20 protein-coding genes are annotated in these 23,319 nt (G+C 64.7%); 7 read left to right on the top strand and 13 right to left on the bottom strand.

The annotated features are described in order from the left end of the window. Positions 1-29 precede the first annotated feature (29 nt). From LK459_RS12740 to LK459_RS12730, 3 genes are read left to right on the top strand one after another with little or no spacing between them, the layout of a single operon-like run. Positions 30-1,070, top strand: coding sequence for an NAD(P)-dependent alcohol dehydrogenase (locus tag LK459_RS12740; protein WP_227923724.1), 1,041 nt, complete (start codon positions 30-32; stop codon positions 1,068-1,070). Then, positions 1,067-2,539, top strand: a complete 1,473-nt coding sequence (locus tag LK459_RS12735; protein ID WP_227918656.1) for a mannitol dehydrogenase family protein — start codon at positions 1,067-1,069, stop codon at positions 2,537-2,539. Before LK459_RS12740 ends, LK459_RS12735 begins: the two co-directional genes overlap by 4 nt. Next, positions 2,536-3,921: a xylulokinase gene (locus tag LK459_RS12730; protein ID WP_227918654.1), complete on the top strand. Its 1,386-nt coding sequence runs from the start codon at positions 2,536-2,538 to the stop codon at positions 3,919-3,921. Before LK459_RS12735 ends, LK459_RS12730 begins: the two co-directional genes overlap by 4 nt. Before the next feature lie 25 nt (positions 3,922-3,946). Here the strand turns inward: LK459_RS12730 and LK459_RS12725 are convergent, their stop codons facing one another. From LK459_RS12725 to LK459_RS12715, 3 genes are read right to left on the bottom strand one after another with little or no spacing between them, the layout of a single operon-like run. Then, positions 3,947-5,179, bottom strand: coding sequence for an acyl-CoA dehydrogenase family protein (locus LK459_RS12725; protein ID WP_227918652.1), 1,233 nt, complete (start codon positions 5,177-5,179; stop codon positions 3,947-3,949). Between the two features lie 23 nt (positions 5,180-5,202). Then, positions 5,203-6,069 (bottom strand): SDR family oxidoreductase, encoded by an 867-nt coding sequence (locus tag LK459_RS12720; protein WP_265416875.1) that lies wholly within the window; start codon positions 6,067-6,069, stop codon positions 5,203-5,205. A 58-nt stretch (positions 6,070-6,127) separates the two neighbouring features. Further along, the gene (locus LK459_RS12715; RefSeq protein WP_227918649.1) at positions 6,128-7,675 is read right to left on the bottom strand and encodes an acyl-CoA synthetase; all 1,548 of its coding nucleotides are present in this window, start codon (positions 7,673-7,675) and stop codon (positions 6,128-6,130) included. Positions 7,676-7,735: 60 nt separating this feature from the next. Between LK459_RS12715 and LK459_RS12710 the strand changes: the two genes are divergently transcribed. Beyond that, positions 7,736-8,884 (top strand): LuxR C-terminal-related transcriptional regulator, encoded by a 1,149-nt coding sequence (locus LK459_RS12710; RefSeq protein WP_227918647.1) that lies wholly within the window; start codon positions 7,736-7,738, stop codon positions 8,882-8,884. A gap of 13 nt (positions 8,885-8,897) precedes the next feature. On the opposite strand, the gene LK459_RS12705 is transcribed toward LK459_RS12710, so the two are convergent. The 8 genes from LK459_RS12705 to LK459_RS12670 form a co-directional block, all read right to left on the bottom strand. After that, the gene (locus LK459_RS12705; RefSeq protein ID WP_227918646.1) at positions 8,898-10,145 is read right to left on the bottom strand and encodes an NAD(P)/FAD-dependent oxidoreductase; all 1,248 of its coding nucleotides are present in this window, start codon (positions 10,143-10,145) and stop codon (positions 8,898-8,900) included. A gap of 19 nt (positions 10,146-10,164) precedes the next feature. Then, positions 10,165-10,374: a ferredoxin gene (locus LK459_RS12700; protein WP_227918644.1), complete on the bottom strand. Its 210-nt coding sequence runs from the start codon at positions 10,372-10,374 to the stop codon at positions 10,165-10,167. Next, positions 10,374-11,702 (bottom strand): cytochrome P450, encoded by a 1,329-nt coding sequence (locus LK459_RS12695; protein WP_227918642.1) that lies wholly within the window; start codon positions 11,700-11,702, stop codon positions 10,374-10,376. Before LK459_RS12695 ends, LK459_RS12700 begins: the two co-directional genes overlap by 1 nt. A 39-nt stretch (positions 11,703-11,741) precedes the next feature. Next, positions 11,742-13,256, bottom strand: a complete 1,515-nt coding sequence (locus LK459_RS12690; protein WP_227918640.1) for an aldehyde dehydrogenase family protein — start codon at positions 13,254-13,256, stop codon at positions 11,742-11,744. Positions 13,257-13,260: 4 nt separating this feature from the next. Beyond that, positions 13,261-14,310, bottom strand: coding sequence for an alcohol dehydrogenase catalytic domain-containing protein (locus LK459_RS12685; protein ID WP_227923722.1), 1,050 nt, complete (start codon positions 14,308-14,310; stop codon positions 13,261-13,263). 5 nt (positions 14,311-14,315) lie between these two features. Beyond that, on the bottom strand, positions 14,316-14,720 hold the full coding sequence (locus LK459_RS12680) for an SCP2 sterol-binding domain-containing protein (protein ID WP_039994131.1): 405 nt from the start codon (positions 14,718-14,720) through the stop codon (positions 14,316-14,318). Between the two features lie 148 nt (positions 14,721-14,868). Further along, entirely contained in the window at positions 14,869-15,564 is a 696-nt protein-coding gene (locus tag LK459_RS12675) for a helix-turn-helix domain-containing protein (RefSeq protein ID WP_227918638.1), read from the bottom strand. Beyond that, the gene (locus tag LK459_RS12670; RefSeq protein WP_227918636.1) at positions 15,561-17,057 is read right to left on the bottom strand and encodes an APC family permease; all 1,497 of its coding nucleotides are present in this window, start codon (positions 17,055-17,057) and stop codon (positions 15,561-15,563) included. Before LK459_RS12670 ends, LK459_RS12675 begins: the two co-directional genes overlap by 4 nt. Before the next feature lie 233 nt (positions 17,058-17,290). On the opposite strand from LK459_RS12670, the gene LK459_RS12665 reads away from it, so the two are divergent. Genes LK459_RS12665 through solA form a run of 3 tightly spaced genes read left to right on the top strand, consistent with a single transcriptional unit; the run spans position 17,291 to position 21,073 of the window. Further along, complete coding sequence (locus LK459_RS12665; protein ID WP_227918634.1) at positions 17,291-18,754, top strand: APC family permease; 1,464 nt, start codon at positions 17,291-17,293, stop codon at positions 18,752-18,754. A gap of 43 nt (positions 18,755-18,797) precedes the next feature. Continuing rightward, positions 18,798-19,928, top strand: coding sequence for a tyramine oxidase subunit B (locus LK459_RS12660; protein ID WP_227918632.1), 1,131 nt, complete (start codon positions 18,798-18,800; stop codon positions 19,926-19,928). Further along, on the top strand, positions 19,925-21,073 hold the full coding sequence (gene solA, locus LK459_RS12655) for an N-methyl-L-tryptophan oxidase (protein ID WP_227918631.1): 1,149 nt from the start codon (positions 19,925-19,927) through the stop codon (positions 21,071-21,073). The genes LK459_RS12660 and solA overlap by 4 nt, the downstream gene beginning before the upstream one ends. Positions 21,074-21,098: 25 nt before the next feature. Here solA and LK459_RS12650 read toward each other — a convergent pair whose 3' ends face one another. Together LK459_RS12650 and LK459_RS12645 are read right to left on the bottom strand one after the other, a co-directional pair. Next, positions 21,099-22,190: an alcohol dehydrogenase catalytic domain-containing protein gene (locus LK459_RS12650; RefSeq protein WP_227918629.1), complete on the bottom strand. Its 1,092-nt coding sequence runs from the start codon at positions 22,188-22,190 to the stop codon at positions 21,099-21,101. Next, positions 22,187-23,302: a maleylacetate reductase gene (locus LK459_RS12645; protein ID WP_227918628.1), complete on the bottom strand. Its 1,116-nt coding sequence runs from the start codon at positions 23,300-23,302 to the stop codon at positions 22,187-22,189. Before LK459_RS12645 ends, LK459_RS12650 begins: the two co-directional genes overlap by 4 nt. Between the last annotated feature and the right edge of the window lie 17 nt (positions 23,303-23,319).

The following is a 23,319-nucleotide window of genomic DNA, read 5'->3' as shown; positions in this document are numbered from 1 at the left end:
CAGAGGCGAGTGACGAGAGACTCGGAATCATGAGGGCGTCGGTGCTCTGGCCCGATCGCCACCTGTCCGTCGAGTCCAGATCCGCACCCCGACCTGCACCCGGTGACGTCCTGGTGAAGGTCAGCGCCGTGGGCATCTGCGGATCCGACACGCACTACCTACGGCACGGGCGCATCGGCGAGCACGTCGTACGCGAACCGCTGGTCCTCGGACACGAGGCGGCCGGGGTGATCGTCGACGTGGGAGACGGTGTCGATCGATCGCGCATCGGCGAGCGCGTGTCGATCGAACCCCAGCGGCCCGACCCCACGAGTGCGGAAACCATGCGCGGCGAGTACAACCTGTGCCCCCGCATGCGGTTCTATGGCACACCGCCGGTCGACGGAGCGTTCACCGAGTACGTGACCATCGGGGCCGCATTCGCTCACCCCGTACCCGAGGACGTGAGCGATGAGGCCGCGGCACTGTTCGAGCCGTTGTCAGTGGGGATCGCATCGATTGCGAAAGCCACGGTCGGACTTGGTGACTCGTTGTTGATCAGCGGCGCCGGCCCGATCGGTCTGATGTGCGCGCAGGTCGCGCGTGCTGCCGGTGTCACACGCATCGTCGCCAGCGAGCCCGACGAGACCCGACGCAGTCTCGCGCTCCGATTCGGGGCGACGTCGGCGGTGACCCCCGGCGAGGAGATCGGGAGCGTCGACGCGTTCGTCGACGCCAGTGGCGCACCCGCCGCGGTAGCGGCAGGAATCGGGTCGCTGCGTCCCGGCGGACGCGCTGTGCTCGTCGGTATGGGCGCCGACACGATGGACCTGCCCGTATCGTTGATCCAGAACCGCGAGATCATCTTGACCGGCGTGTTCCGCTATGCGAACACGTGGGCGACGGCCACCCGACTGGTGAGCGCCGGAGCCGTCGATCTCGACTCGATGGTGACGGCCCGATTCGGTCTCGAGGAGATCGCGGCGGCACTCGACGCCGATCGCCGTGTCGGCCACATCAAAGCCGTTGTCTACCCGGCCCTGTCGCGATACAGCGATCCCCGTCCCGACACTCGAAAGGCGCACCCGTGAGCATCCGGCTCGACAACAACGCACTTCCCTCCATCACCAGAACCCCGACGCCGGACTACGACCGCACGCAGGCGGGTGTGGGATTCGTCCATTTCGGGGTCGGTGGGTTCCACCGCGCGCATCAGGCCATGTACATCGATCGTGTCCTTGCCGAGCATGATTCGCTGTCGTGGGGCATCTGCGGAGTCGGCATCCGGCCCGCGGACCGCGCGATGCGCGATGCGCTCGTACCGCAGGACTGTCTCTACACGCTCACGCTGAAGAGTCCCGACGGCGCCGTGGACACGTCGGTGATCGGGTCCATCCTCGAGTACCTGTATGCGCCGGACGATCCGGAGGCGGTTCTCACCCGATTGGCCGATCCTGACACCCACATCGTGTCCCTCACCATCACCGAGGGCGGCTACAACTTCTCCCCCGCAACGGGTGAGTTCGACGCCGAGAATCCGGACATCGTCGCCGATCTCCGTGGAGATCGGCCACCGGCGACCGTCTTCGGATTGGTCACCGAGGGGTTGGCGCGACGACGCGCACAGGGCATTCCGTCGTTCACGGTGATGTCGTGCGACAACATCGCGGGTAACGGACATGTCGCCCGCTCCACGTTCCTCGCCTACGCACGCCTCCGCGATCTTGATCTCGCGGAGTGGATCGATGCACACACGGCATTCCCGAACTCGATGGTCGACAGGATCACGCCTGTCACACCACCGGGTCTCGCCGCGGAGGTCGAAGCGCGTACCGGCATCATCGACAACTGGCCGGTCGTGGCCGAACCGTTTACCCAGTGGGTGCTCGAGGACTCGTTCGCCGATGGTCGACCGCCGCTCGAGAGGGTCGGGGTCCAGCTGGTCGACGACGTCACCCCGTACGAACTCATGAAGCTCCGTCTTCTCAACGCCAGCCATCAGGCGCTGTGCTACTTCGCATATCTCTTGGGATATCGCTTCGTCCACGACGCCGCCGCCGACCCTGATCTGCGAGAGCTGTTGCGCCGCTACATGATGACCGAGGCGAAGCCTACACTGGCTCCCCTCCCCGGTGTGGACGTCGACGCCTACATCGAGACACTTCTCGAACGATTCGGCAATCCCGCGATCGCCGACACCATCGCGCGACTGTGCCAGGACTCGTCTGATCGCATTCCCAAGTGGCTGGTACCGGTGATCCGCGAGCGTCTCGACGCGGGCGGGCGAGCAGACCTCGCCGCGGCCGTGGTCGCGAGCTGGACCCGCTACGCCGAAGGTGTCGACGAGAACGGGGATCCGATCACCGTCGACGACCCGAAGGCAGCCGAACTCGTTCCGCTCGCCCGGAAGTCGCGGACCGAACCTCTCGCCTTCGTCTCCGACCGGTCGCTGTTCGGCGATCTCGCCGACCGTGCCGGTTTCACCGAACCGTATACCCGGGCACTGGAATCGCTACGATCCAAAGGCTCCAGGGACACGTTGCGGGAACTGCTGTCATGACTCTCGTGGCCGGAGTCGACTCGTCGACACAATCCTGCAAGCTGGTGATCTGCGATGCCGACTCGGGGGAGGTCGTCAGATCCGCCGGTGCGCCACACCCGGCGGGCACCGAGGTGCACCCCGACCGCTGGTGGGATGCCCTGCGTACCGCGATCTCCGCGGTCGGCGGACTCGACGACGTCGACGCTGTATCCGTGGCGGGCCAGCAGCACGGGATGATCTGTCTCGACGAGTCCGGCACAGTGGTACGAGATGCGTTGTTGTGGAACGACACCCGTTCGGCATCAGCTGCCGCGGACCTCATCGACGACCTCGGCGGACCACAGAAATGGGCGGAGACCGTCGGAGTCGTGCCCGTCGCATCGATCACGGCCGCCAAGCTGCGGTGGCTCGCCGACAACGAACCGCACAACGCCGACGCGACCGCTGTGGTATGCCTTCCACACGACTGGCTGACGTGGCGCCTATCCGAATCGACCGATATCTCGACGCTGACCACCGATCGCAGCGACGCGTCGGGGACCGGCTACTTCAGTGCCGCTCGCGACGAATACCGCCCCGACCTCCTCGGTCTCGCCTTGCGCGGCCGAACCCCATTACTCCCAGAAGTCATAGAACCGTCGGGCGTTGCCGCACGGACGCCGGGCGGTGTGGCACTCGGCGCCGGTCTGGGCGACAATGCTGCAGCCGCCTTCGGCCTGCAGGCGGGTCCGGGTGACGCGATCGTCTCACTCGGCACCTCTGGTGTCGTCAGCGCCGTCACGGACGTCGCACCGTGCGATCCGAGCGGTATCGTCGCGGGCTTCGCCGACGCCACCGGCCGTCAACTCCCGCTGGTGTGCACCCTCAACGGTGCACCGGTTCTCAGCGCCACCGCGACCATGCTCGACGTCGATCTCGACGAGTTCGCACGTCTGGCTATGTCGACGCCGGCAGGATCGAACGGGCTGACGCTGATTCCCTACCTCGCCGGGGAACGATCACCCAATCTGCCCGACGCGACCGGCACCCTGTGCGGTATCACCACCGCGAACTTCACACCGTCGTCGGTCGCGCGAGCGGCCGTCGAAGGACTGCTCTGTTCGTTGGTGTGGTGCCGTGAACAGATCGAGGAGCAGGGTGTCGACGTCGAACGGATACTCATGGTCGGTGGCGGCACCAAGTCGACTGCGGTACGTGCCGTCGCACCAACGGTTTTCGGCGGCGCCGTGAGCCTTCCCGCCGACGGCGAGTGGGTGGCGCTCGGTGCCGCGCGTCAGGCAGCGTGGGCACTGACGGGGCGTCGCCCGTCGTGGCCCGTCGACGTCGAGGAACTGTCCGGTCACACTCGACCGGAGGTCTACGCCACCTACCGGGACGTCGTCGCGAGGTCGACGCGCTGACCAGTCTCGGTGACCGGCTCACGAATCACGCGGTGATGTCGCGTCCCAATGCCACGCGGGCGATGGACCACAGTTGCACCTCGTTGGCGCCCTCGTAGATCTCGCCGATCTTCGCGTCGCGCCAGATCGCCTCCAGGTGATTGACGACGCCGTCCGCGGTGAGCTCACGGACGAATCCGTACCCCCCGTGCACCTGAATCGCGTCTCGTGCGACGTCCACACCGATCCGGCTTCCCGCAACCTTCGCCATCGCGGCCTCCGGTTCGGCCCGGCCAGTTGTGTCGAACTTGCGCGCGGCCTTCTGATAGAGCGAGCGCGCCGATTCGATCCCGATGGCATGTTCTGCGGTACGAAACTGCCAGTGCTGGAACTCACCCAGCTTGTGCCCGAAGGCCTCTCGGCGACGTAAGTGCCGCGCGGCGTGGTCGAACGCACTCTGCGCCATACCGACTCCGACCGCACCGATACCGATGCGCCCAAGTGCGAGACTGCCCAACGCCGCAGCCAATCCACGACCCGGCTGCGCGATCACGTGCTCCTCCGGCACGAACACGTCGTCGAAGACGATGTCAGAGGTGAGTTGAAGTCTGTTGCCCATCTTCTTGTCGGGCTCGAGAACCGTGACTCCGTGCGCGGACATGTCGACGAGCACCATCGCCTGTTGCCCTTCGGCCACGCACAGAACCGTCGTGACATCGGCCGCACAGGAATTGGTGATCCAGCGTTTACGCCCGGAGAGCCGGAACCCGCCGTCGACGCGTCGTGCCGTCGTTCGCATGTGATCGGCCGACAGGTCGGTACTCGCATCGGGCTCGCTCGTCGCGAACGAACCGACGATCTCCCCTCGGATGAGGCGCGGCAGGAATTCCTGGCGAATCGCTGCGGGCGCTGCGTCGAGAGTGTGACCGACCAGTAACGCCTGGCCGTCGTAGAGCGCCGAAGCGATGCCAGCGCTGTAGTACCCGAGTTCCTCGAGAACCGTTGCGGCAGCGAGCATCGGGAACTCGAGTCCCACACCCCCGACGTCCTCCGCGAACGGCACCGCATACAGGCCCGCCGCAGCGATCGCGTCGACGATGTCACGCGGGAACGCCGCTCGCGATTCCTCCGCGTTGTTGAGCTCCGCCGCGCGCGGCGCCAACACCGAGGTGGCGAACTCCCGCGCCCGGGCGCGGACCTTCACGGTTTCTGGTGGGAGCAGCAAGTCGTCGGACAAGCGATCTGCCACGCGTGGCAGATCTTCGAGCGACGAAGTCATCTTCACGTCCTCCGGTGTTGTCGTCATGCGGATACCCGAGTTCCCGAGTCGGCACGGTCGGGTCGGTCGCCGCCGGCATGATCTGGGTCGGCATGATCGGGGTCGACGAAGATGTCGAAGCCGATACCTTCCGATGCGCCGTAGCCGGAGAGATCCCGGATACCGTGCTGTTCGAGGACCTCGACGTCGAGGAACGTCTGGCCGGTGATCTCACCCGGCTCGTGGGAGACGAGCGCGAGCACGGCGTCGGCCATGATCTGCGGGTCGCGGGCGCGCGCGAGTGCCTCGTCGCCGCCATAGAGATTCCGCACCGCGGACGTCGCTATGAGACTTTGCGGCCAGACACAATTGCTCGAGATCTTCCGGTCGGCGAACTCCGCGGCAATTCCCATCGCCGCCAATGACATTCCGTACTTGGCCAGCATGTATCCCGGGTGTTCACCCAGCCAACGCCTGCTCAGGTTCAGCGGCGGCGCCAACGTGACGACGTGACCACCGCGCCTGAGCAGTTCCGGGAGAGCGGCCCGCGTGAGCGCAAAGGTGCCGCGCACATTGACACCCATCATGAGATCGAACCGCTTCATCGGAAGATCCAGGGTGCCCGAGGTATTCAGCACGCTGGCGTTGTTGACGACGACATCGATTCCGCCGAATGCCGTCACTGCCTTCTCGACGGCTTCGGCGATGTCGGCATCGTTGCGAACGTCGCCGACGATTCCTATGGCCTTTCCACCCTGGTCTTCGATTTCGGCAACAGCGGTGTGGATCGTGCCCGGTAGCGTCGGGTGAGGCTGATCGGTCTTCGCCAGCATGGCGACATTGCCACCGGCCGCCGCGAACTGCCTGGCCACAGCCAAGCCGATGCCCCGGCTTCCTCCCGAAATCAACATCGTGTATCCGGTGAGATCCCGCACGGATCCGGTATCGGTCAGTGTTCCGCCGGTCACCTCACACCCCCGCTCGATCGTCCGAGAACCTCTGACGCAGTGGCCCCTTCACCAGCTTTCCGGTCGGTGTGCGCGGAAGATCGGTCACGAATCGGATCTCGCGCGGCACCTTGTAGCAGGCGAGCCGCTCCCGCACGAAGTCGCGCAGACGGTCGGCGACCTCGTCGCTACCCGTGACCCCAGGCGCAGGTGTGACCGCAGCGAGAACCCGCTCACCGAATTCGGGATCGGGCACTCCGATCACCGCGACGTCGTCGACGTCGGGGTGCAGCGCGAGGCAGTTCTCGATCTCCTGCGGGTAGATGTTGACGCCGCCGGAGATGATCGTGAACGCCTTGCGGTCGTTGAGGAAAAGGTATCCGTCGGCATCGACATAGCCGATGTCGCCGGTCGTCGTCCATGTCGGATGCTGCGGGTGTTGCGCCGACGCCGTCTTGTCCGGGTCGTTGTGATAGCTGAACGGCAGCACGTCCCGCTCGAAATAGACCGTGCCCGACTCGCCGACACCGAGTTCGACACCGTCGTCGTCACAGATGTGGATCGTGCCGAGCTTGGCTGTTCCGACCGTCCCCGGTTTGGCCGACCACTCTTCGGGATTGACCATGGTGATGCCGTTGGCTTCTGTCGACGAGTAGTACTCATGCAGGATCGGACCGAACCAGTCCATCATCTGTTGTTTGACCTCTGGTGGACACGGCGCAGCGGCGTGCACGACGAACTTCTGCGAACCGACCTCATAGGCGCTGCGAACCTGCTCGGGAAGTCGCAGCATTCGAACGAAGTGCGTGGGCACCCACTGGGAATGGGTCACCCGGTATCGATCGATGATCTTCAGGCACTCCTCGGCGTCGAACCTCTCGGTCGTGATGACCGTGCCGCCGAGACTCTGTGTGATCATTCCGAACCGCAGCGGAGCGGCGTGATAAAGCGGGGCCGGGGAGAAGTAGACGGTGTCGGCATCCATCTTGTAGGTCCCGCCGAACACCATCACGTAGGGATCGCCCGGATCGCCGACCTGACGGTCGGGAAGCGGAGGCTTCACACCTTTGGGCCTGCCCGTCGTGCCCGAACTGTAGAGCATGTCGTTGCCGCGTCGCTGATACGCGGGCGGCTCCGCCGAGCCCGAGGAGAGGAACTGCTCGTAGTCGTCGAAGCCGGGTACCGCGCCCGAGTAGGCCAGCGCGATCTGCAGCGCGCGGCTCGTCTCCCGCGCACTCATCGCAGCCTCCGCCATGTCCGCGGACACCACCAGTGCACGCGCACCACAGTCGTCGACGATGTAGGCGACCTCCTGGGCCGACAGGTGTGTGTTGACGGGGGTGAGGTAGAGACCGGAGCGCAGGCATGCCCAATAGACGACGAACACCTCGGCGGCATTTGTGCTCAGTAGTGCGACGACGTCGCCGTCACGTAGACCTGCATCGCTGAAGGCATTCGCCAGCTGTGTCGACCGTTGTTCGAGCTCCGCGTAGGACAGCGCCGAATCGGTGCCAGCGACGATCACCGCAGGTTTGTCCGGGTGCAGCGCGGCATGGATTGCCGGATACATGAATTCATCTCCTTATAGTTCGTTTATGTGACTCATGGCACATATGGTTACTATTAGCGGGTGCACCACATTGTCCGAGCGAAGGCGTCCACCTCCTCTGACAGCGGCCCGATGGTCGATTCACGCACGGTGATCGACATTCTCAGAGAGCAATCGGACGCCGACGACACCACACTTGTCCCCGTCCGAAGCCTGCTCGAACACGCATGGCAAGACCTCGCCGACGCGCTTGCCGTCGAGTTGGGTGAGCTGAGTCCGACCGTTGCCGCCTCCCTCACTCGGCTGCAACGCATCGACCAGCTGCTGTCCGACCGCCTCGACGCCAAGACCGGCGTCGAGGCGCGACTGGCCGACGTCGTGTCCAGACTCGAGGCCGCACCGTGTGTCACCGGTGAGCTGGTCACGCTCGCCCCACAGCTCATCTGCGAACTCGGCTTCGACCGTGCGATCATCTCGCGCATCGACGAGCGACTGTGGATATCGGAATGCGTCTATGTCGCCGACGACCCGGAATGGGCCTCGGAGATCAACCGGGCCGGGCAGGAGAACCCGCAGATCCTCGGACCGCAGATCCTCGAGACGGAGATCGTTCGACGCCGCGAGGGACTTCTCGTCACCGATGTCCAGTCGGATACGCGCGTGAACCGTCCGATCGCCGACGCGTCGGGCTCGCGCTCGTACGTCGCGGCACCCGTGGTGTCGGAGGGACGAGTCGTGGGTCTGCTCCACGCCGACAAGTACCGGCACAGCACAGACGTCGGCGAGGAGGAGTGCCAACTCCTCATCGGATTCGCCCAGAGCTTGCGCCTCGCACTCAGTCGGGCCCGGATGAGCGAGGACATCGGTGCGCTGAGGTCGGGTTTGAGCGGCCTCGCCGACTCCGTCGACGCGACCGTGTCCGGGGCGCACACGCTCTGCGTCCGACGGTCCGAGCCACCCGTCGAGACGGCCGGTACACCCACCGCGGCGCAGCGGACGCCCACCAGCCGCGGCCCCTCGACGCGAGTCGCCGACGCCGGTCTCACCGCGCGGGAGTCCGAGGTGCTCGCGCTCATGGCCCAGGGTCGCACCAACGCTGCCATCGCTCATGAGCTCGTGATCTCCGAGGGGACGGTGAAGCAGCACGTCAAGCATGTTCTGCGAAAGCTGCGGGCCGGCAACAGATCCGAAGCCACGTCGATGTGGTTCAACGAGCCCGGTCACGACTGATCCACACATTCGATCAGGCCCGGCAGAGATCGGCGCCATAGGCCACACCGTCCGCCCAGGGCGCCCGCTTGGCAACCAGTCTGCGATATTTCATGATCAGATCGGGCCTGCCGATGGTGAGGACGCCGGCCACTGTGTCACCGCCGCGATAGAGCACGACAGTTCCACCGGACTTGTCCGCGCGATCCTGGACGAGAATCTCGTCGGCATCGGGAACACCGACGAACTGCAAGCGCGTGCCGTACCAGTCCGACCAGAAGTACGGCACCGTCTCGTAGACCCCGGCCTCCGTGCCGATCGCGTTTCGGGCGGCACACGCACCCTGTTCGGCGGCACTCGTCCAGTGCTCCAGACGCATCCGCCGATCGAAGAGAGCGTTGTGCCAATGCGCTACGTCGCCCGCGGCCCACAGACCCGGGATCGGTTGCCCCGCGTTGTCGAGGACCGCGAGTGTCTCCGAGCACTCGACACCTCCGTCGACCCCGTTGAGCGCGACGCCGGTACCCGCGAGCCACTGTGTTGACGGAACAGCTCCTACTCCGACGACCACCAGATCCGCATCGAGCACACGCCCGTCGGCCAACTCCACGCCCGTGACTGCCGGAGCATCCCCGCCCGACGTCTGCAGCCCGCTCACCCCGACACCGAGTATGAGCTCGGTTCCGTTGCGCGCGTGCAGATCTGCACACAGAGCACCCCCGGCGACACCCAGCGAGCGGGTCAACGGCGCGGGCGCGGCTTCGACAATGGTCACCGACAATCCCAGTTTTCTTGCAGCCGAAGCGACTTCGGCGCCGATGAAGCCTGCGCCGACAACGACGACGCGCGCTCGAGCCCGCAGGGCCCGCCAGATCGACTGCGTGTCAGCGAACGTACGTACCGTGTGCACCCCATGAATGTGTTCGGTGCCCGGTAGCCTACGGGCGTGCGCACCGACGGCGATCACCATCGCGTCGTATCCCAGATCACCCGCGGCGGTGTTGAGCACACGGGCCTCGACGTCGACTCCTGTTGCCGCAGAGTCAGTTCGCACATCCACGCCCAACTCCTCGCGCAGAAAGGAGTTCTCTCGCAGTTCGGGCAGAGCCGGCTCGTCGTCGGCGAGGAGTAGTTCTTTGGACAGTGGTGGGCGGTCGTAGGGCAGGTGCGTCTCGGAACCCACCAGCGTCAGGGCGCCGGTGAACCCCTCTCGACGAGCAGACTCGCAGGCCCGAATGCCTGCGAGTCCTGCTCCTACCACCACCAGGTGGTCGGTGCTCAACGTTCTCAGTCCTCGGTTCTCATTCCTCGATGGTGATGGCCTGTGTCGGACACGCGCGTACAGCCTGTTCGACGTCGGCCCGATCACGTTCGGAGACATCGAATGACAGCACGGTGAGTTGACCGTCGTCGCCGATCTCGAAGTGGTCGGGTGCTTCGGCTTCGCACAGCCCCAACCCGGAGCACTTCCCCATGTCGACCTTGATACGACAGGTTGCGGTCATCGTCATCACTTCCTCCCGTGCGGATAGAACGGCATGCTGAGCACTCCACGCATGAAGTTGGTGCGCATCAATTTCGGCTCGCCTGCAACGAAATCCGGCATTTGCCGATGGAGTTCACGGAACAGCGATCGCATCATCGACTTCGCCAACTGGTTGCCGACGCAGTAGTGGACACCGCCACCGCCGAACGTGACATGCGGGTTGGGACTACGGCTGAGGTCGAAGGTGTCCGGGTTCTCGAACACTTCGGTGTCCCAGTTGCCCGAGCCGTACATCATCACGACCTTGTCGCCCGGCAGGATCGTCTGTCCGCCGAGTTCGTACTCGGCGACGCAGGTCCGACGGAAGGTGAGGACAACCGACCCCCACCGCAGGAACTCCTCGATCGCGGTGTTGATTCGCCCCTCGAAGTCCTCCCACAGCCAGGCACGCTGCTCGGGGAAGTCCGTCAGCGCTTTCACCGCAAAACTCGTGGTGTGCCGCGTCGTATCGGTCGCTGCCACGGAGAACAACGTCATGACGGCGCCGATCTCGAAGTCGGTGAGGCTCTCGCCGTCGACCTCTGCCTGCACCAGATTGGTCAGGAGGTCGTTGGTCGGGTTCTCTCTTCGTTCGGCGATCAGTTCTTCTGCGAGATCGTGAATGAACAGACCTGCCTCGCTCTGCACGTCGATCGGGTCTCGGCCGGCGAGCAGGTCGGGGTCGGCCCATGCGGTGATGTCGTCGGCGGCATGGGCGACACCGTGCACCTTGTCGGCCGGTATACCGAACATGTCGCCGTACATCTCGATCGGCAGGTGGCGGGCGATGTCGGCAACGAAATCAATCTCGTCCTTGTCGGCAGCCGCGGCGACGATTCGACGTGCACGGTCGGCGATATCGGATTCGATCTTCTTGATCTGCTTGGGGGTGAAGGCCGCGCTGACCAGCTTGCGGATCTTGTCGTGCTGCGGGTTGTCCATGGCGAGAAACGACATGGCCATCTCGAGCAACATCGACGGCAGCAGGTCGAACATCACGCCGTAGCCCGAGACGAAGACATCGTTACGCTTACTCACCTCGGCGATGTGTTCGTGTCTGACAACTGCCCAGAAGCCTGGATCATCAGGATCGGGCACCACCGCACTCTGAATCGGCTCCTGCCAGGTCACCGGCGCGGTCTCGCGCAGCACCCTGTAGGTGTTCTCGCGCTCTGGGGCGTCTTGGTCCCAGAACGCGTCCGACGACACGTTGAGCGGGTGGAACTCACGCGTGGCCGCCACATCGTTCGACGGGACCAGATCACCGTCGTCGTCATCGAAACTCAGTTCTCGATCGTCGAAAGTTGTTGACATGAGATATCTTTCATCTAGTTCGTCATCACGAAACGACGTTCAGTCGTCAGCGTGGCTGAGCAGAATGTCGTATGGTTTCGCGTCTCGTCCACCGGATAGGTCAAGGTGGACTGCCTTGGCCTGCGTGTACTCGTCGAGTGCATCCGGCCCGAGTTCGCGGCCGATACCGCTCTGCTTGTAACCGCCGAACGGCACCTGCGCATTGATCTGGTGGGCGTCGTTGATCCACACGCTGCCGCACTGCACAGCATCTGCGACCGCGAGTCCCCGCGCGTTGTCCCGGGTCCAGACGCTGGCGGCCAGGCCGTACTCGCTGTCGTTGGCGATGGCCACTGCTTCGTCCTCTGTGTCATAGGCGATCACCGACAGCACCGGTCCGAAGATCTCCTCACGCGCAACGGTCATCGAGTTCTCGACATCGGCGAGAATCGTCGGTTCGACGTAGAAGCCACGATCGATTCCGTCAGGCTTACCGCCGCCGAGGGCAACGGTTGCGCCTTCGGCCTTCGCCCCGTCGATATAGGACAGGATGCGAGCCTGCTGTTTGGCGTCGATGACCGGACCCATGTCGGTATCCCAGTCGTCCGGGGCGCCGACCACGATGGTCCTGGCCCGCTCGATGAGACGAGAAACGAACTCGTCGTGCAGTTCTCGCGGCACGATCGCCCGGGTGCCCGACTCGCAGATCTGTCCCGAGTAGGTGAAGCACCCGTAGAGGACACCGTCGACCGCCATGTCGAGGTCCGCGTCGTCGAGAACGATCGATGGGCCCTTGCCGCCCAGTTCGAGCGTGACCTCCTTGACCGTCCCGGACGCCAGCTTCATGATCTCTCGACCGATCTGGGTGGATCCGGTGAACGCGATCTTGGCGACATCGGGATGACTCGCCAGGCGAGCACCTGCATCTCGACCATCTCCGGGAACGACGTTGAGAACACCCCTCGGAAGACCATTGGCTTCTGCGATCTCAGCGAATTTCAACATCGACAGAGGCGTGTGCTCGTCGGGTTTGACCACCACGGAGTTCCCTGCGGCCAACGCCGGCCCGACCTTCCACAGGGTCAACAACAGCGGGAAGTTCCACGGCGCGATCGCACCGACTACGCCCAACGGTTCACGGTGGACCACACTTTGCGCGAGTGCAGGGAAACTCACGACGGGAGCGGGGCGTACGAACTGATAGGTGTCGGCGAGGTCGGCGAAGAAGTTGAAGTGTGCCAGCGCATACCCGACGTGGAACCCGGTGGCCTGGCGGACAGTTGCGCCGTTGGCGGACATCTCGAGTTCCACCAGTTCCTCGACCTGATCGTTGGCCGCGGCAGCGATAGCGCGCATGATCTGCGCACGCTCCTGCGGGGTCTTACCCGACCACGCACCGGACTCGAACGTACTCTTCGCCGCGGCCACAGCGGCGTCGATGTGGGTGGCCGTCCCCTTGGCGACTGTCGCGACAACCGACTCGTCGGCGGGATTGATGATCGTCATGGTGTCGTCGGTGTCGACTCGTTCACCACCGATGAGCATCGAATAGTGTTGTACGTCAATACTTGTCATGGTTTCACCTGGCGGGATCGAGAAGGATCTTCATGGCCTCTCTGGCCTCGAAGAGCTTGTATGCATCTGCGGCTTCGGACAGCCCCATCCGATGAGAGATCATGGCGCTCGGGTGCAGTTTCCCCGCGGTCATCAGTCCGATGACCTCGTCCATGTACTCAGTGATGTGACTGACCCCCATCTCCACCTTGATGCCCTTGAGATAGAGCTCGGAGAACGGGAATCCGTCGATGGTGTCCTCGGTGTACACACCGGGGATCGACAGGGTGCCGCCCGCGCGCAGCAGGGGAATCGCGGCCAGCAGAGCCGACGGGTGCCCGACGGCGTCGACGACGACATCCGCACCACGCCAGTCGGAGAGATCGAGCACCGCGTCGGTGCCGTCGGTCTCGCTGGAGTTCACCCCGATCGCCCCGAACTTCTCCGCCTCGCTCAGGCGCGCGGCGACCTTGTCGACGACGATGACCTTGCTGGCCCCCAGCGCAACCGCCGACATCGCAGCGCAGAGCCCGACCGGGCCGGCCCCGACGATGGCCACGATGTCGCCGGGCCGCATGGCCCGTGCGACGGCCTCGTGACCCGTCGTCATGATGTCGCCGGCGAACAGGATGTCGTCGTCGTCGATGCCATCGCCCTCCGGGATCGCGCGGGCAGTGATGTCCGCGGACGGCACGACGACGTACTCGGCTTGACCACCGTCGAGGTCGCCGAGAGCCAGTCCCAACCCGAAGATGCGGCTGCCTGCGCAGTTGCCCGGCTGATGGCGACGACACTGATAGCAGGCACCACAACTGACCACACACGACGACACCGCCCGGTCCCCCGGCGAGAACTGTGTGACGGCACTTCCGACATCGACGACGGTGCCCAGGAACTCGTGGCCGAGGATGATGTCGGATTCGAGTTCGAGCCTGCCCTCGTAGGGGTGTAGGTCTGTGCCGCAGATCGCGGTCTTCTCGACCTTCAGCAGCAGATCGGTCGGCTCAGTGATCGACGGGATCGGGACGTCGGCGACCTCGAGCACATGAGGAGCGCGCAGCACCGCTGCCTTCATGGTGCTCACGCCTTCACCTCCGCGTCCTTCGCTGCGACCTTCTCCCGGTACATCGGGAAGAGCGGCTTGGTCAGCGGTACGAGCTTGAGGATCTTGTTGACCGGCCCCTTCGCCTTGACCTGCCCCTTCGCCAGTCCGACCGCGAGGTTGTACTCGCCGCGCCAGAACTGGTCCGCGGTGTCGCCACGCATCAGCAGCGTGATGTCGGGCTTCAGGTCGGACGGTCCCGAAACCACCTGGTAGTCATCGCGGAAGGCGATGGTGACCTCGCAGTCGGGATCGTTGTAGAGCACACGCATCACGATGTTGGCTGCTTTGAGCTTGGGACCCGACTCGGGATGCTCGCCTGCATCGCGGAACACGCCACCGATGTAGTGATCCAGCTCGTCGGCATCCTTGAAGTAACCCACCACTGTCTCCTTCGAACTCGTTCTCTTGACTGATTTGCCTGTGCAGCAATGGAATCAGCCAGAGTGTGAGCTAGGTAACCGCAGTCAGTGGCATCTCCGTATCACCAAAGGGATAGGAGCGCTGTCGGGGGCGGGTTCGGGTGGTGACTCACTCGCCGGCAGGCGAGGCGGCCATGATCTCTGCGACGCGGCGGGCGGGGCCGTCGAGCAACCGCACCAGAGTCTCCGGGTTCTCGATGTGTTTGGCGGGAGCGGCGATGGCCAGCGTCGCGACCAACGAGGTGTCGACTCCCCACACCGGAACCGACACGCAACCGAAATTCGGGATGAACGAACCGATCTGGCTCGCATGTGTCGGGACCACCGAACGATGCCCTGACCCGACTGCGGCCATCAACCTGCCTGCAGCGGACGCGGTCAGATCGTGCAGTAGTCGTCCTGGATCGCTCAACGGATAGTCCGGATCGATGTCGATCAGGCTGAGCCGTGCCCGCGCGGTACCCGCGCGATGACATCCGAAGAGATGCAGCCCGAATCGCAAGCCGGCGCGGACGTCGTCGAGCGTCGCACGCAATTGATCGGACATCGCGGGACCTGCCGCTGCGCCGATCATGCGGTCGATTCTGGAGCCGAGCGCGAATCCACCGAGATCCGGTGTCCGGACGAGATATTCCTCCTGCGCGAGCAGATTGACGAGCCGATACGTCGCGGATTTCGACAATCCGAGGTGTCGGGACAGTTCGATGGCCGTCACCCCCGGCCCCATCGTCGCGACCTCCTCGAGAATCTGCAGCGCATTGATCACCGAACGCGACGACGAGTCGCCGCCGAAAGCCGGACTCATCGTGGCGGACCGCCGCTGAGTATCGCGTCGGAATCGACGTGTCCACTGAAGACTTCTGACCGCATGGGCGTCTCGTGGATGCCGATTCGTGCGGTCACCGGCGGGCGGAGACGTCGGAGCGCCAGGTAGCCGACAGCTGCCACGACGAGCCAGGAAAGCGCACCTATGATGCCGGGCGCCCACTGTCCGCTGATGTTCGTCGCCACGAACACGACCAGAATCCCGCCGAACCCGAGTGCCGCGAGGCAGGCGACCACCGCTGTTCGCTTCTGCAGCTCACCGGTCCGGTGCGCAAAAACCGGCGCTGCGATGCAGACGAGGATGTAGGCGACCATGAAACCGATGGCCGGTGCCGACGCCATCGAGCCCCGCATCGCGCTCTCCGAGGCGCCGCATGCCAGCGCGACGACGATCACCGCGACCATCGCCAGCAAGCTCACCACGACTCCGACGACAGGGGTCTTGAATCGTGGATGCGTGTAGCCGATCCGAGCAGGCAGAACTCCTTCGCGTGCCAGGGACAGCAGCGTGCGCGTCAAAGCCGTCGTGCTCGCCAACGCACACGCCAGAAACGACGCACACACCCCGACATTCACCAACGGGGCCACCCAGGCGGCGCCGACGGTCGCGGTGAGACCGCTGATATCGCCCTCACCGAGCGCTGAGATCCCGTCGAGAACGGTCGCACCACCCGACTGCGCGAGCGTTGCGATCAACACGACGACCGAACCGATGAGCAGTGAGGTGCTGATGGCCCTCGGGATCGTCCGCAGGGGGCGCTTTGCCTCTACCGAGAGTGTGGCCGCGCTCTCGAATCCGATGATCCCGCATGTCGCGACCGCAACGCCCGCAAAGTAATTCGACCACCCCGTCGGCCCGGCGACCGCTGCACGCAGCGACATGTGGTCCCAGTTGCGCACGACCAGCACGCCCACCAGTGCCAGCAATCCGGCGACGGCGACGGCTTCGATCACCAACCCCACTCGAGCCGACACGCGTATGCCACGAATCAGGAGAACAGCCATGAGGACCGCGATCCCGGCGATTGCAAGGCTCGTCGTCACCGTCGACGGCGACGTCACCCCGAAGATCCGCAATCCGTATACCGCCGCCTGCGACAGCGTGAACATCGCCAGCGAGCCGTAACCAAGCGTCATCGCGGCGGCGGTGGCCGCCCCCGCGGCGGGGCCGAGGCCCTTGGCCGCATAGGTGTAGAGCGCACCGGGAGCGACCACGCGGGATGCGAAGACGCCGAGCGTCGATGCCACCAGAGCACACAGCACAGTGGCCGTCACGACGCACCACACGAGCGGCGCATTCGCCTGGCCGAGAAGCATCGGTATCGTTGCGGCTGCTGCGCACGGTGCCATCACGGCCACGGATTGTGCGACGACGTCGGTGAAACCGAGACTCCGCCGATCGAGCCCGACCAGTGGCGTACGGGCACCGAGACGAAGACGCGTACGCACGCGATCTCTGGCTGGTCCCGACATAGCGCGGACGCTAACCAGGCCGTGTTTCGGCGGTGTTACTCCCCGGTGTTGCGAGCGTGACACGCAATGGGTCTGAGCGTCGGCGATCGTCCGACGATGGTGGCGGCAAGGTGTTACTGCGGAGCAACGACGCCGCGACGGAGCGGCCCCACCATGGGTGCACGGGCATCGACGCCCCAGTTCGCACGACGTCGCATCGACGACGTCGCCCACCCTCTCGCACGGAGAATCACATGGCATCTATCGATACCGGCGCCGCCACCGCCACCTCCCCCGGCTCATCCTCCCGATCCCTGAAGGGCTCACTCGGTGTGGGAGCCATCGTCTTCATGGTTGTCGCGGCGGCCGCGCCGCTCACCGTCGTCGGCGGCGGTGTTCCCATTGCCTTCCTGCTCGGCAACGGCGCGGGCGTTCCCTCGATGTTCGTCATCGCCGCCGTCGTCCTGCTTCTCTTCTCGGTGGGGTTGAGTGCGATGGCCCGCTACATCCCGCGGCCGGGAGCCTTCTTCACCTATGTCGGATACGGCCTCGGGCGCCCACTCGGTCTGGGCACAGCTCACCTGGCGTTGCTGACGTACACGATGATCCAGGCAGCGGTCTACGGCCTGATCGGCGTTCTCATCTCCTCCGGTGTCTCCGACCTCGGAGGACCGTCGATCGCCTGGTGGGTGTGGGCACTCGTCATCGCCGCGTTCACCGGCATCCTGGGCTACCGTCACATCGAGTTGAGTTCCAAGGTGCTCGGTCTGCTCCTGATCGCAGAGATCGGGATCGTGCTGATCCTCAACATCGCCATCATGGTCAAGGGCGGCGCGCAAGGGCTGTCGATGGCGTCGTTCGAGCCCTCCTCGGTCATGTCGGGTGCACCCGGCATCGGGCTCATGTTCGCGGTGGCGGGCTTCATCGGTTTCGAGGCGACCGCGATCTTCCGCAACGAGGCCAAGGACCCCGACCGCACCATTCCACGTGCAACCTATGCGGCTGTCCTGCTCATCGGTGTGTTCTACGCGTTCTCCTCGTGGGCGCTGGTGATGGCGTGGGGACCGGACAACGTGGTAGCCGCCGCGGAGAAGGATCCCGCGGGGATGATCATGGCGACGGCGCAGACCTATCTGGGCACCTGGGCGTCAACCACCGTCAATGTCCTGTTGGTCACCAGCCTGTTCGCATGCATCCTGAGTTTCCACAACGTGATCTCGCGCTACCAACACTCGATGGCGTCGGCAACCGCCATGCCCTCCAGACTCGGCACCGTGCATCCGAATCATCTGTCACCGCACGTCAGTTCGCTGGTACAGAGCATCACTGCGGGACTACTCATCGTGGTGTTCGCAGCGCTGGGTCTCGACCCCGAACTCGAGGTGTTCGCCTGGTTCTCCGGTGTCGCAACGCTCGGCATCGTGGTCCTCATGGCGCTGACCTGCCTCGCGGTTCTGGTCTACTTCCGCCGCAACGACATTCAGGCAGGACTATGGCGTTCCGTGATCGCTCCCGCGCTCGGCTTCGTCGGATTGATCACGATCCTCGTCGCGGTGATCTGGAACTTCCCGACACTGATCGGTGGCTCACAATCATTGGCCGACTTCTTCTTCGCCCTGGTGGTCGCGGCCGTTGCCCTCGGTATCGTCCAGGCGCTCATCATGCGTCGACGCAATGTCGTCGCCTATGAGTCCCTCACCACCGCCATCGCGGTCTGATTGTTCCAAAAACTCCCTCTCCCATCACGAAACAGGACTACTCATGAGCACCTCCATCGACTTCCGCTATCTTTCCGAACCCGACATGATCGCCGCGGGCGTGACCGACATGGCAGCATGTGTCGACGCCATGGAGCAGACGTTCGTGCTGTTGCACTCGGGCGACTACCGCATGGCGGGCACCAACAGTGACTCGCACGGCGCGATGGTCACGTTTCCGGACGAATCCCCGTTCGAGACCATGCCCAAGAACACCGCAGATCGTCGATTCATGGCGATGCCCGCATACCTCGGTGGCAGCTTCGGCACGAGCGGTATGAAGTGGTACGGCTCCAACATCGCCAACCGCGAGAAGGGACTGCCTCGTTCGATCCTCATGTTCATGCTCAACGACACCGACACCGGCGCACCGTTGGCACTGATGTCTGCGAACCTGTTGTCTGCGTACCGAACCGGCGCGGTCCCCGGCGTCGGTGCACGTTTCCTGGCGCGTGAAGACGCACAGGTCGTCGGAATCGTCGGCCCGGGCGTGATGGCTCGTACCTCGTTGGCGGCGTTCATGGCGACCTGCCCGAAGATCGATACCGTGAAGGTGAAGGGGCGCAGTCGCGCAAGCCTCGACACGTTCACCGGGTGGGTGTCCCAGGAGTTTCCGCAACTGACCGTCATCGAGGTCGACGACATCGAAGACGCGGTGCGCGACAGCGACATCGTCACCTACTGCACCTCCGGTGAGATCGGCGATCCCTCGACCTACCCGTTGATCCGACGTGACTGGCTCAAGCCCGGCGCATTCCTCAGTATGCCGGCGAGCTGCGAGATCGACGAGGGACTCAAGGCATCCGACGTTCGTAAAGTCGTCGACAACATCGGTCTCTATGATGCGTGGTTCGAAGAGACCGAATATCCCTCGCACAACACGATTCCCATCATCGGCTGCAAGTTCATGGACATGATCCACGACGGCTCCATGCCACGCGAGGAACTGGTCGATCTGGGCGCCGTCGCGGCGGGGGCTGTCGAGGGTCGTCGCAACGACGATGAGATCGTGATCCTCTCGGTCGGCGGCATGCCCGTCGAGGATGTCGCCTGGGGCACTGTCGTGTACCGCAATGCGGTCGAGCGCGGTATCGGCACCCCGCTCAACCTCTGGGAAAGCCCGGCGCTGTCATGAGTGACGGCAATCGACATCACTCGGTGATCGTGGTCGGACTGGGTTCGATCGGCTCGATGACGTTGTGGCAGTTGGCGCAACAGGGCGTCGACGTCCTGGGTGTCGAACAGTTCGGACGTGTTCATACCGAGGGCGCATATGCCGGGGAGTCACGGCTGTTCCGCGTCGCAGCCAAAGAGGGTGAACTCTTCACCCCAGCGCTCCTACGCTCTCGGGAGTTGTGGCGCGAACTCGGAGCCGCGTATGGACGAGACGTCCTACTCGAGGTGGGCGCACTGAGTCTCGCACCTGCCGATCACCCGGACCTGACACCCACACTCGCATCGATCGATCACTTCGATCTCCCGCGCGAGATTCTCGACGCCGACACACTGCGGAAACGCTACCCACAGTTCCACGTCGAGGAGGACGACATCGGTGTGCTCGACCTCCTCGGTGGAGCCATGCGCCCGGAGATGGCCGTGGCCGCGGCAACGGATCAGGCTCTCGCGCACGGGGCGTCGGCGATCTACGAGACAGAAGTGCTCGACGTCGTCGATTCCGGCAACGGCGTGGTGGTCCATACGAGCCGGGGGCCGTTCACCGCCGACCGAGTCGTGGTGACCGCAGGCCCGTGGACGGCACGCCTACTGCCTGATCTCTCCGATGTGGTGCAGACCAAGACGTTCGCACTGACGTGGCTGATGCCGCGTCACGTCGAGATGTTCACCGCCGACAGATTTCCCGGATTCATGCGCGACCTCGACGACGTGCACGCGTTCGGCGTGCCGACGCTCGACGGGTACAGCATCAAGATCTGCCCACACATCGATCTCGACGCCTTCGACGACTGGGGCGACCGGCCGACAGCACTGGACCGCGATCAGCTCCGTTGGATCGGGGAGCAGGCTCAGCGCATGATCCCCGATCTGATACCCGATGTCGTCCGATGGTCACTGCATTCGGATTCGTGGACACCGACCAAGATGCCGATCATCGACACGGTATCCGACGGCGTGATCGTCGCAACCGCGTTCAGCGGCAACGGTTTCAAGTTCGCACCGGTGTGGGGTGAATGTCTCGCCGCGCTCGCAACGAACGGACAGAACCCGTTTGCCGACGAGGCGTTCACGGTCTCCGGTCACCGGGCGGTCGCGCTGGCATGAAAGTGCCGATGCGGGTCGCGAGACCTCAGTGGTCGAAGACGATCAACCCACTGAGGTCTCGCAGCTCGGCCGATGCCCGCAAGGCGTCGTTGATGCCGTCGAGCCGATACCGCGAGGTGATGATGGGCTCCGGATCGAGGAGACCTCCCTCCAGCAGGGACACATAGCGCGCGAGGTCGCGACGCATGCGCACATTGCCGTTCTGCGAGGAGAGGATCGCGCGCCCCTGCACAGCGATCGACACCTGGGGGTAGGTCACCGTCGTCCCGAGCTGTTTGACCCCGTTGAGTACCACGGTGCCCGCCCTCCTGGTCACGGCCACCGCGAGTTCTTGCGAGCCCGCAGGTCCCGCAGCCTCGATGGCATGGTCACTTCCCCTGCCGGCCGTGGCATCACGCACGAGTTCGATTGCGTCCTCCGTGGCCGGGTCGATCGCATGTGTGGCTCCCAGTTTCAATGCCATCGCGGTGCGTTCGGCAACCGGGTCGATCGCGAAGATCTGCGCAGCTCCTGCGAGTCTCGCCGCCTGTACGACCCACTGTCCCAGATGACCGCAGCCGATGACCGCGACGCTCTCGCCGGGCTGAACCCGTGCGACATTGAACACCGAGCCCACACCGGTCATGATGCCGCAGCCCATGAGGGAGAGCACGTCGGACCCGAGATCGGACTCGACAGCGAACACCTGGTTGGCGGACACACTCATCAGCTCGGCGTACCCGCCTACGTTTCCCGACGCACGGACCTTCTGCCCCGCACCGGATATCGCGACGATCGGATAACCGTCGGTACGGTCGAACAGCTCCGAACACTGATCGGGACGTCCGATCGAGCAGTAGTAGCAGCGCCCACATTCCGGTGTGCCCGGCACGACGACCCGCTGTCCCACGGCCACATGTCGGACGTCGCGTCCCACCTCCACCACTTCTCCGATGGATGCGTGTCCGAGAATCACCGGCGGCACCTTGCCGAACTTGCCCGCCCAGTTGGTGCAATCGGTCGAACAGAAGGGGGTGGCGTGGGTGCGCACCAACACCCGGTCAGGTTCGGGGGGCAGGTAGTCGAGTTCCTCCACGACGAAGGGGGAGGCCAGGGTCTGCAGAACGGCCGCCTTCATCGCGCATCGCCCTCGACACGAGATCCTGCGTCGTCGCCGACTGCGGGCGCTCCCACCCGAGCGGCAGCGAGCAGCGACAGCAGTGCGCTCCGGGTCAGCGGCATCGGGTTCGACGGCGGGGCCACCTCGAGGATGCGATCGACCACCAGCTCAGCACCGTCGTCGGGAAAGCCGATATCCGACAGACGATTCGGGGCGTCGACGGCCGAATAGAGCTCGTTCAGTGCCGCGACCGCCGTCACCTCACCCTGCCCGGCTGCCGTGGCGCCCAGCGCTACCGCGAGGCGTGCCGCGAGATCGGGCACCGCCGGCGCGTTGAACGCCAGAACGTGCGGGAGAACCACCGCGTGCGTCTGCGCATGCGGGAGATCGAAGGCGCCACCGAGTACATGGCAGATCTTGTGGTGCAGTCCTGAACCGGCACTCGCGAACGCGACCCCTGCGAGATAGGAACCGTACAACGCCTTTTCGAGACTTTCCGTGTCGCCGCTGTCCACCGCGATCCCGCGCAGCGCCGACGAGAGCGCGCCTGCAGCCTCGAGCGACAGGGCCCGGTTGATGGGATCCGCTCGGGGCGCCCACAGCGAATCCACGCAATGTGCCAAGGCGTTGAGTCCGGATGCCATGGCGAGTTCGGTCGGCAGCCCGCGTACGAGTTCCGCGTCGTAGATCACCGCTGCGGGGAGCACACGGTCGTCGACGCCGGTCGTCTTCACGCCGTTCTCGGTCATCCCCCACACGTTGGTGGCTTCCGACCCCGCGTAGGTGGTGGGCACCGAGATGATGGGCAGTCCGGTATGCAGTGCAACAGCTTTGGCCAGTCCGGTGATCGATCCGCCACCGATACAGACCACTCCATCCGCGCCACTGTCCCGCGCAGCAGTGGTGGCCCGCTCCACGAGTTGCACCGGAACATGCTGGGCGATGTCGCTCCACCACACCGAGGGCTTCGTGTCGGCGGTTCCGGCGTCCGCCAGTGGACGGTCGCGGTCGGACACGATCACCATCGGCCGCGAGATGCCCTGCTCGGAGAGTTCCGATCGCAGATGCTCGGCAGCGTGCCCCGTTGCGAAACGCACCCGCTGGCCGAGCGTCGTATGTGTGAATTCCATGAAACCCTAACTGTGAT

It is taken from the genome of Gordonia otitidis (assembly GCF_020735545.1).
GTDB classification, from domain to species: domain Bacteria; phylum Actinomycetota; class Actinomycetes; order Mycobacteriales; family Mycobacteriaceae; genus Gordonia; species Gordonia otitidis.
The sequence above is the reverse complement of the archived record's forward strand: the minus strand, read 5'-3'. Positions and strand labels throughout refer to the sequence as shown.

Bases quoted from the DNA above. Each gene is read 5' to 3' on its own strand.
- LK459_RS12660 (WP_227918632.1), top strand. From the start codon at position 18,798: ATGAGCACCTCCATCGACTTCCGCTATCTTTCCGAACCCGACATGATC.
- LK459_RS12670 (WP_227918636.1), bottom strand. From the start codon at position 17,057: ATGTCGGGACCAGCCAGAGATCGCGTGCGTACGCGTCTTCGTCTCGGT.
- LK459_RS12650 (WP_227918629.1), bottom strand. From the start codon at position 22,190: ATGAAGGCGGCCGTTCTGCAGACCCTGGCCTCCCCCTTCGTCGTGGAG.
- LK459_RS12665 (WP_227918634.1), top strand. From the start codon at position 17,291: ATGGCATCTATCGATACCGGCGCCGCCACCGCCACCTCCCCCGGCTCA.
- solA (WP_227918631.1), top strand. From the start codon at position 19,925: ATGAGTGACGGCAATCGACATCACTCGGTGATCGTGGTCGGACTGGGT.
- LK459_RS12695 (WP_227918642.1), bottom strand. From the start codon at position 11,702: ATGTCAACAACTTTCGACGATCGAGAACTGAGTTTCGATGACGACGAC.
- LK459_RS12715 (WP_227918649.1), bottom strand. From the start codon at position 7,675: ATGTATCCGGCAATCCATGCCGCGCTGCACCCGGACAAACCTGCGGTG.
- LK459_RS12645 (WP_227918628.1), bottom strand. From the start codon at position 23,302: ATGGAATTCACACATACGACGCTCGGCCAGCGGGTGCGTTTCGCAACG.
- LK459_RS12730 (WP_227918654.1), top strand. From the start codon at position 2,536: ATGACTCTCGTGGCCGGAGTCGACTCGTCGACACAATCCTGCAAGCTG.
- LK459_RS12725 (WP_227918652.1), bottom strand. From the start codon at position 5,179: ATGACTTCGTCGCTCGAAGATCTGCCACGCGTGGCAGATCGCTTGTCC.
- LK459_RS12690 (WP_227918640.1), bottom strand. From the start codon at position 13,256: ATGACAAGTATTGACGTACAACACTATTCGATGCTCATCGGTGGTGAA.
- LK459_RS12675 (WP_227918638.1), bottom strand. From the start codon at position 15,564: ATGAGTCCGGCTTTCGGCGGCGACTCGTCGTCGCGTTCGGTGATCAAT.
- LK459_RS12685 (WP_227923722.1), bottom strand. From the start codon at position 14,310: ATGAAGGCAGCGGTGCTGCGCGCTCCTCATGTGCTCGAGGTCGCCGAC.
- LK459_RS12740 (WP_227923724.1), top strand. From the start codon at position 30: ATGAGGGCGTCGGTGCTCTGGCCCGATCGCCACCTGTCCGTCGAGTCC.
- LK459_RS12720 (WP_265416875.1), bottom strand. From the start codon at position 6,069: ATGTTGATTTCGGGAGGAAGCCGGGGCATCGGCTTGGCTGTGGCCAGG.
- LK459_RS12700 (WP_227918644.1), bottom strand. From the start codon at position 10,374: ATGACGATGACCGCAACCTGTCGTATCAAGGTCGACATGGGGAAGTGC.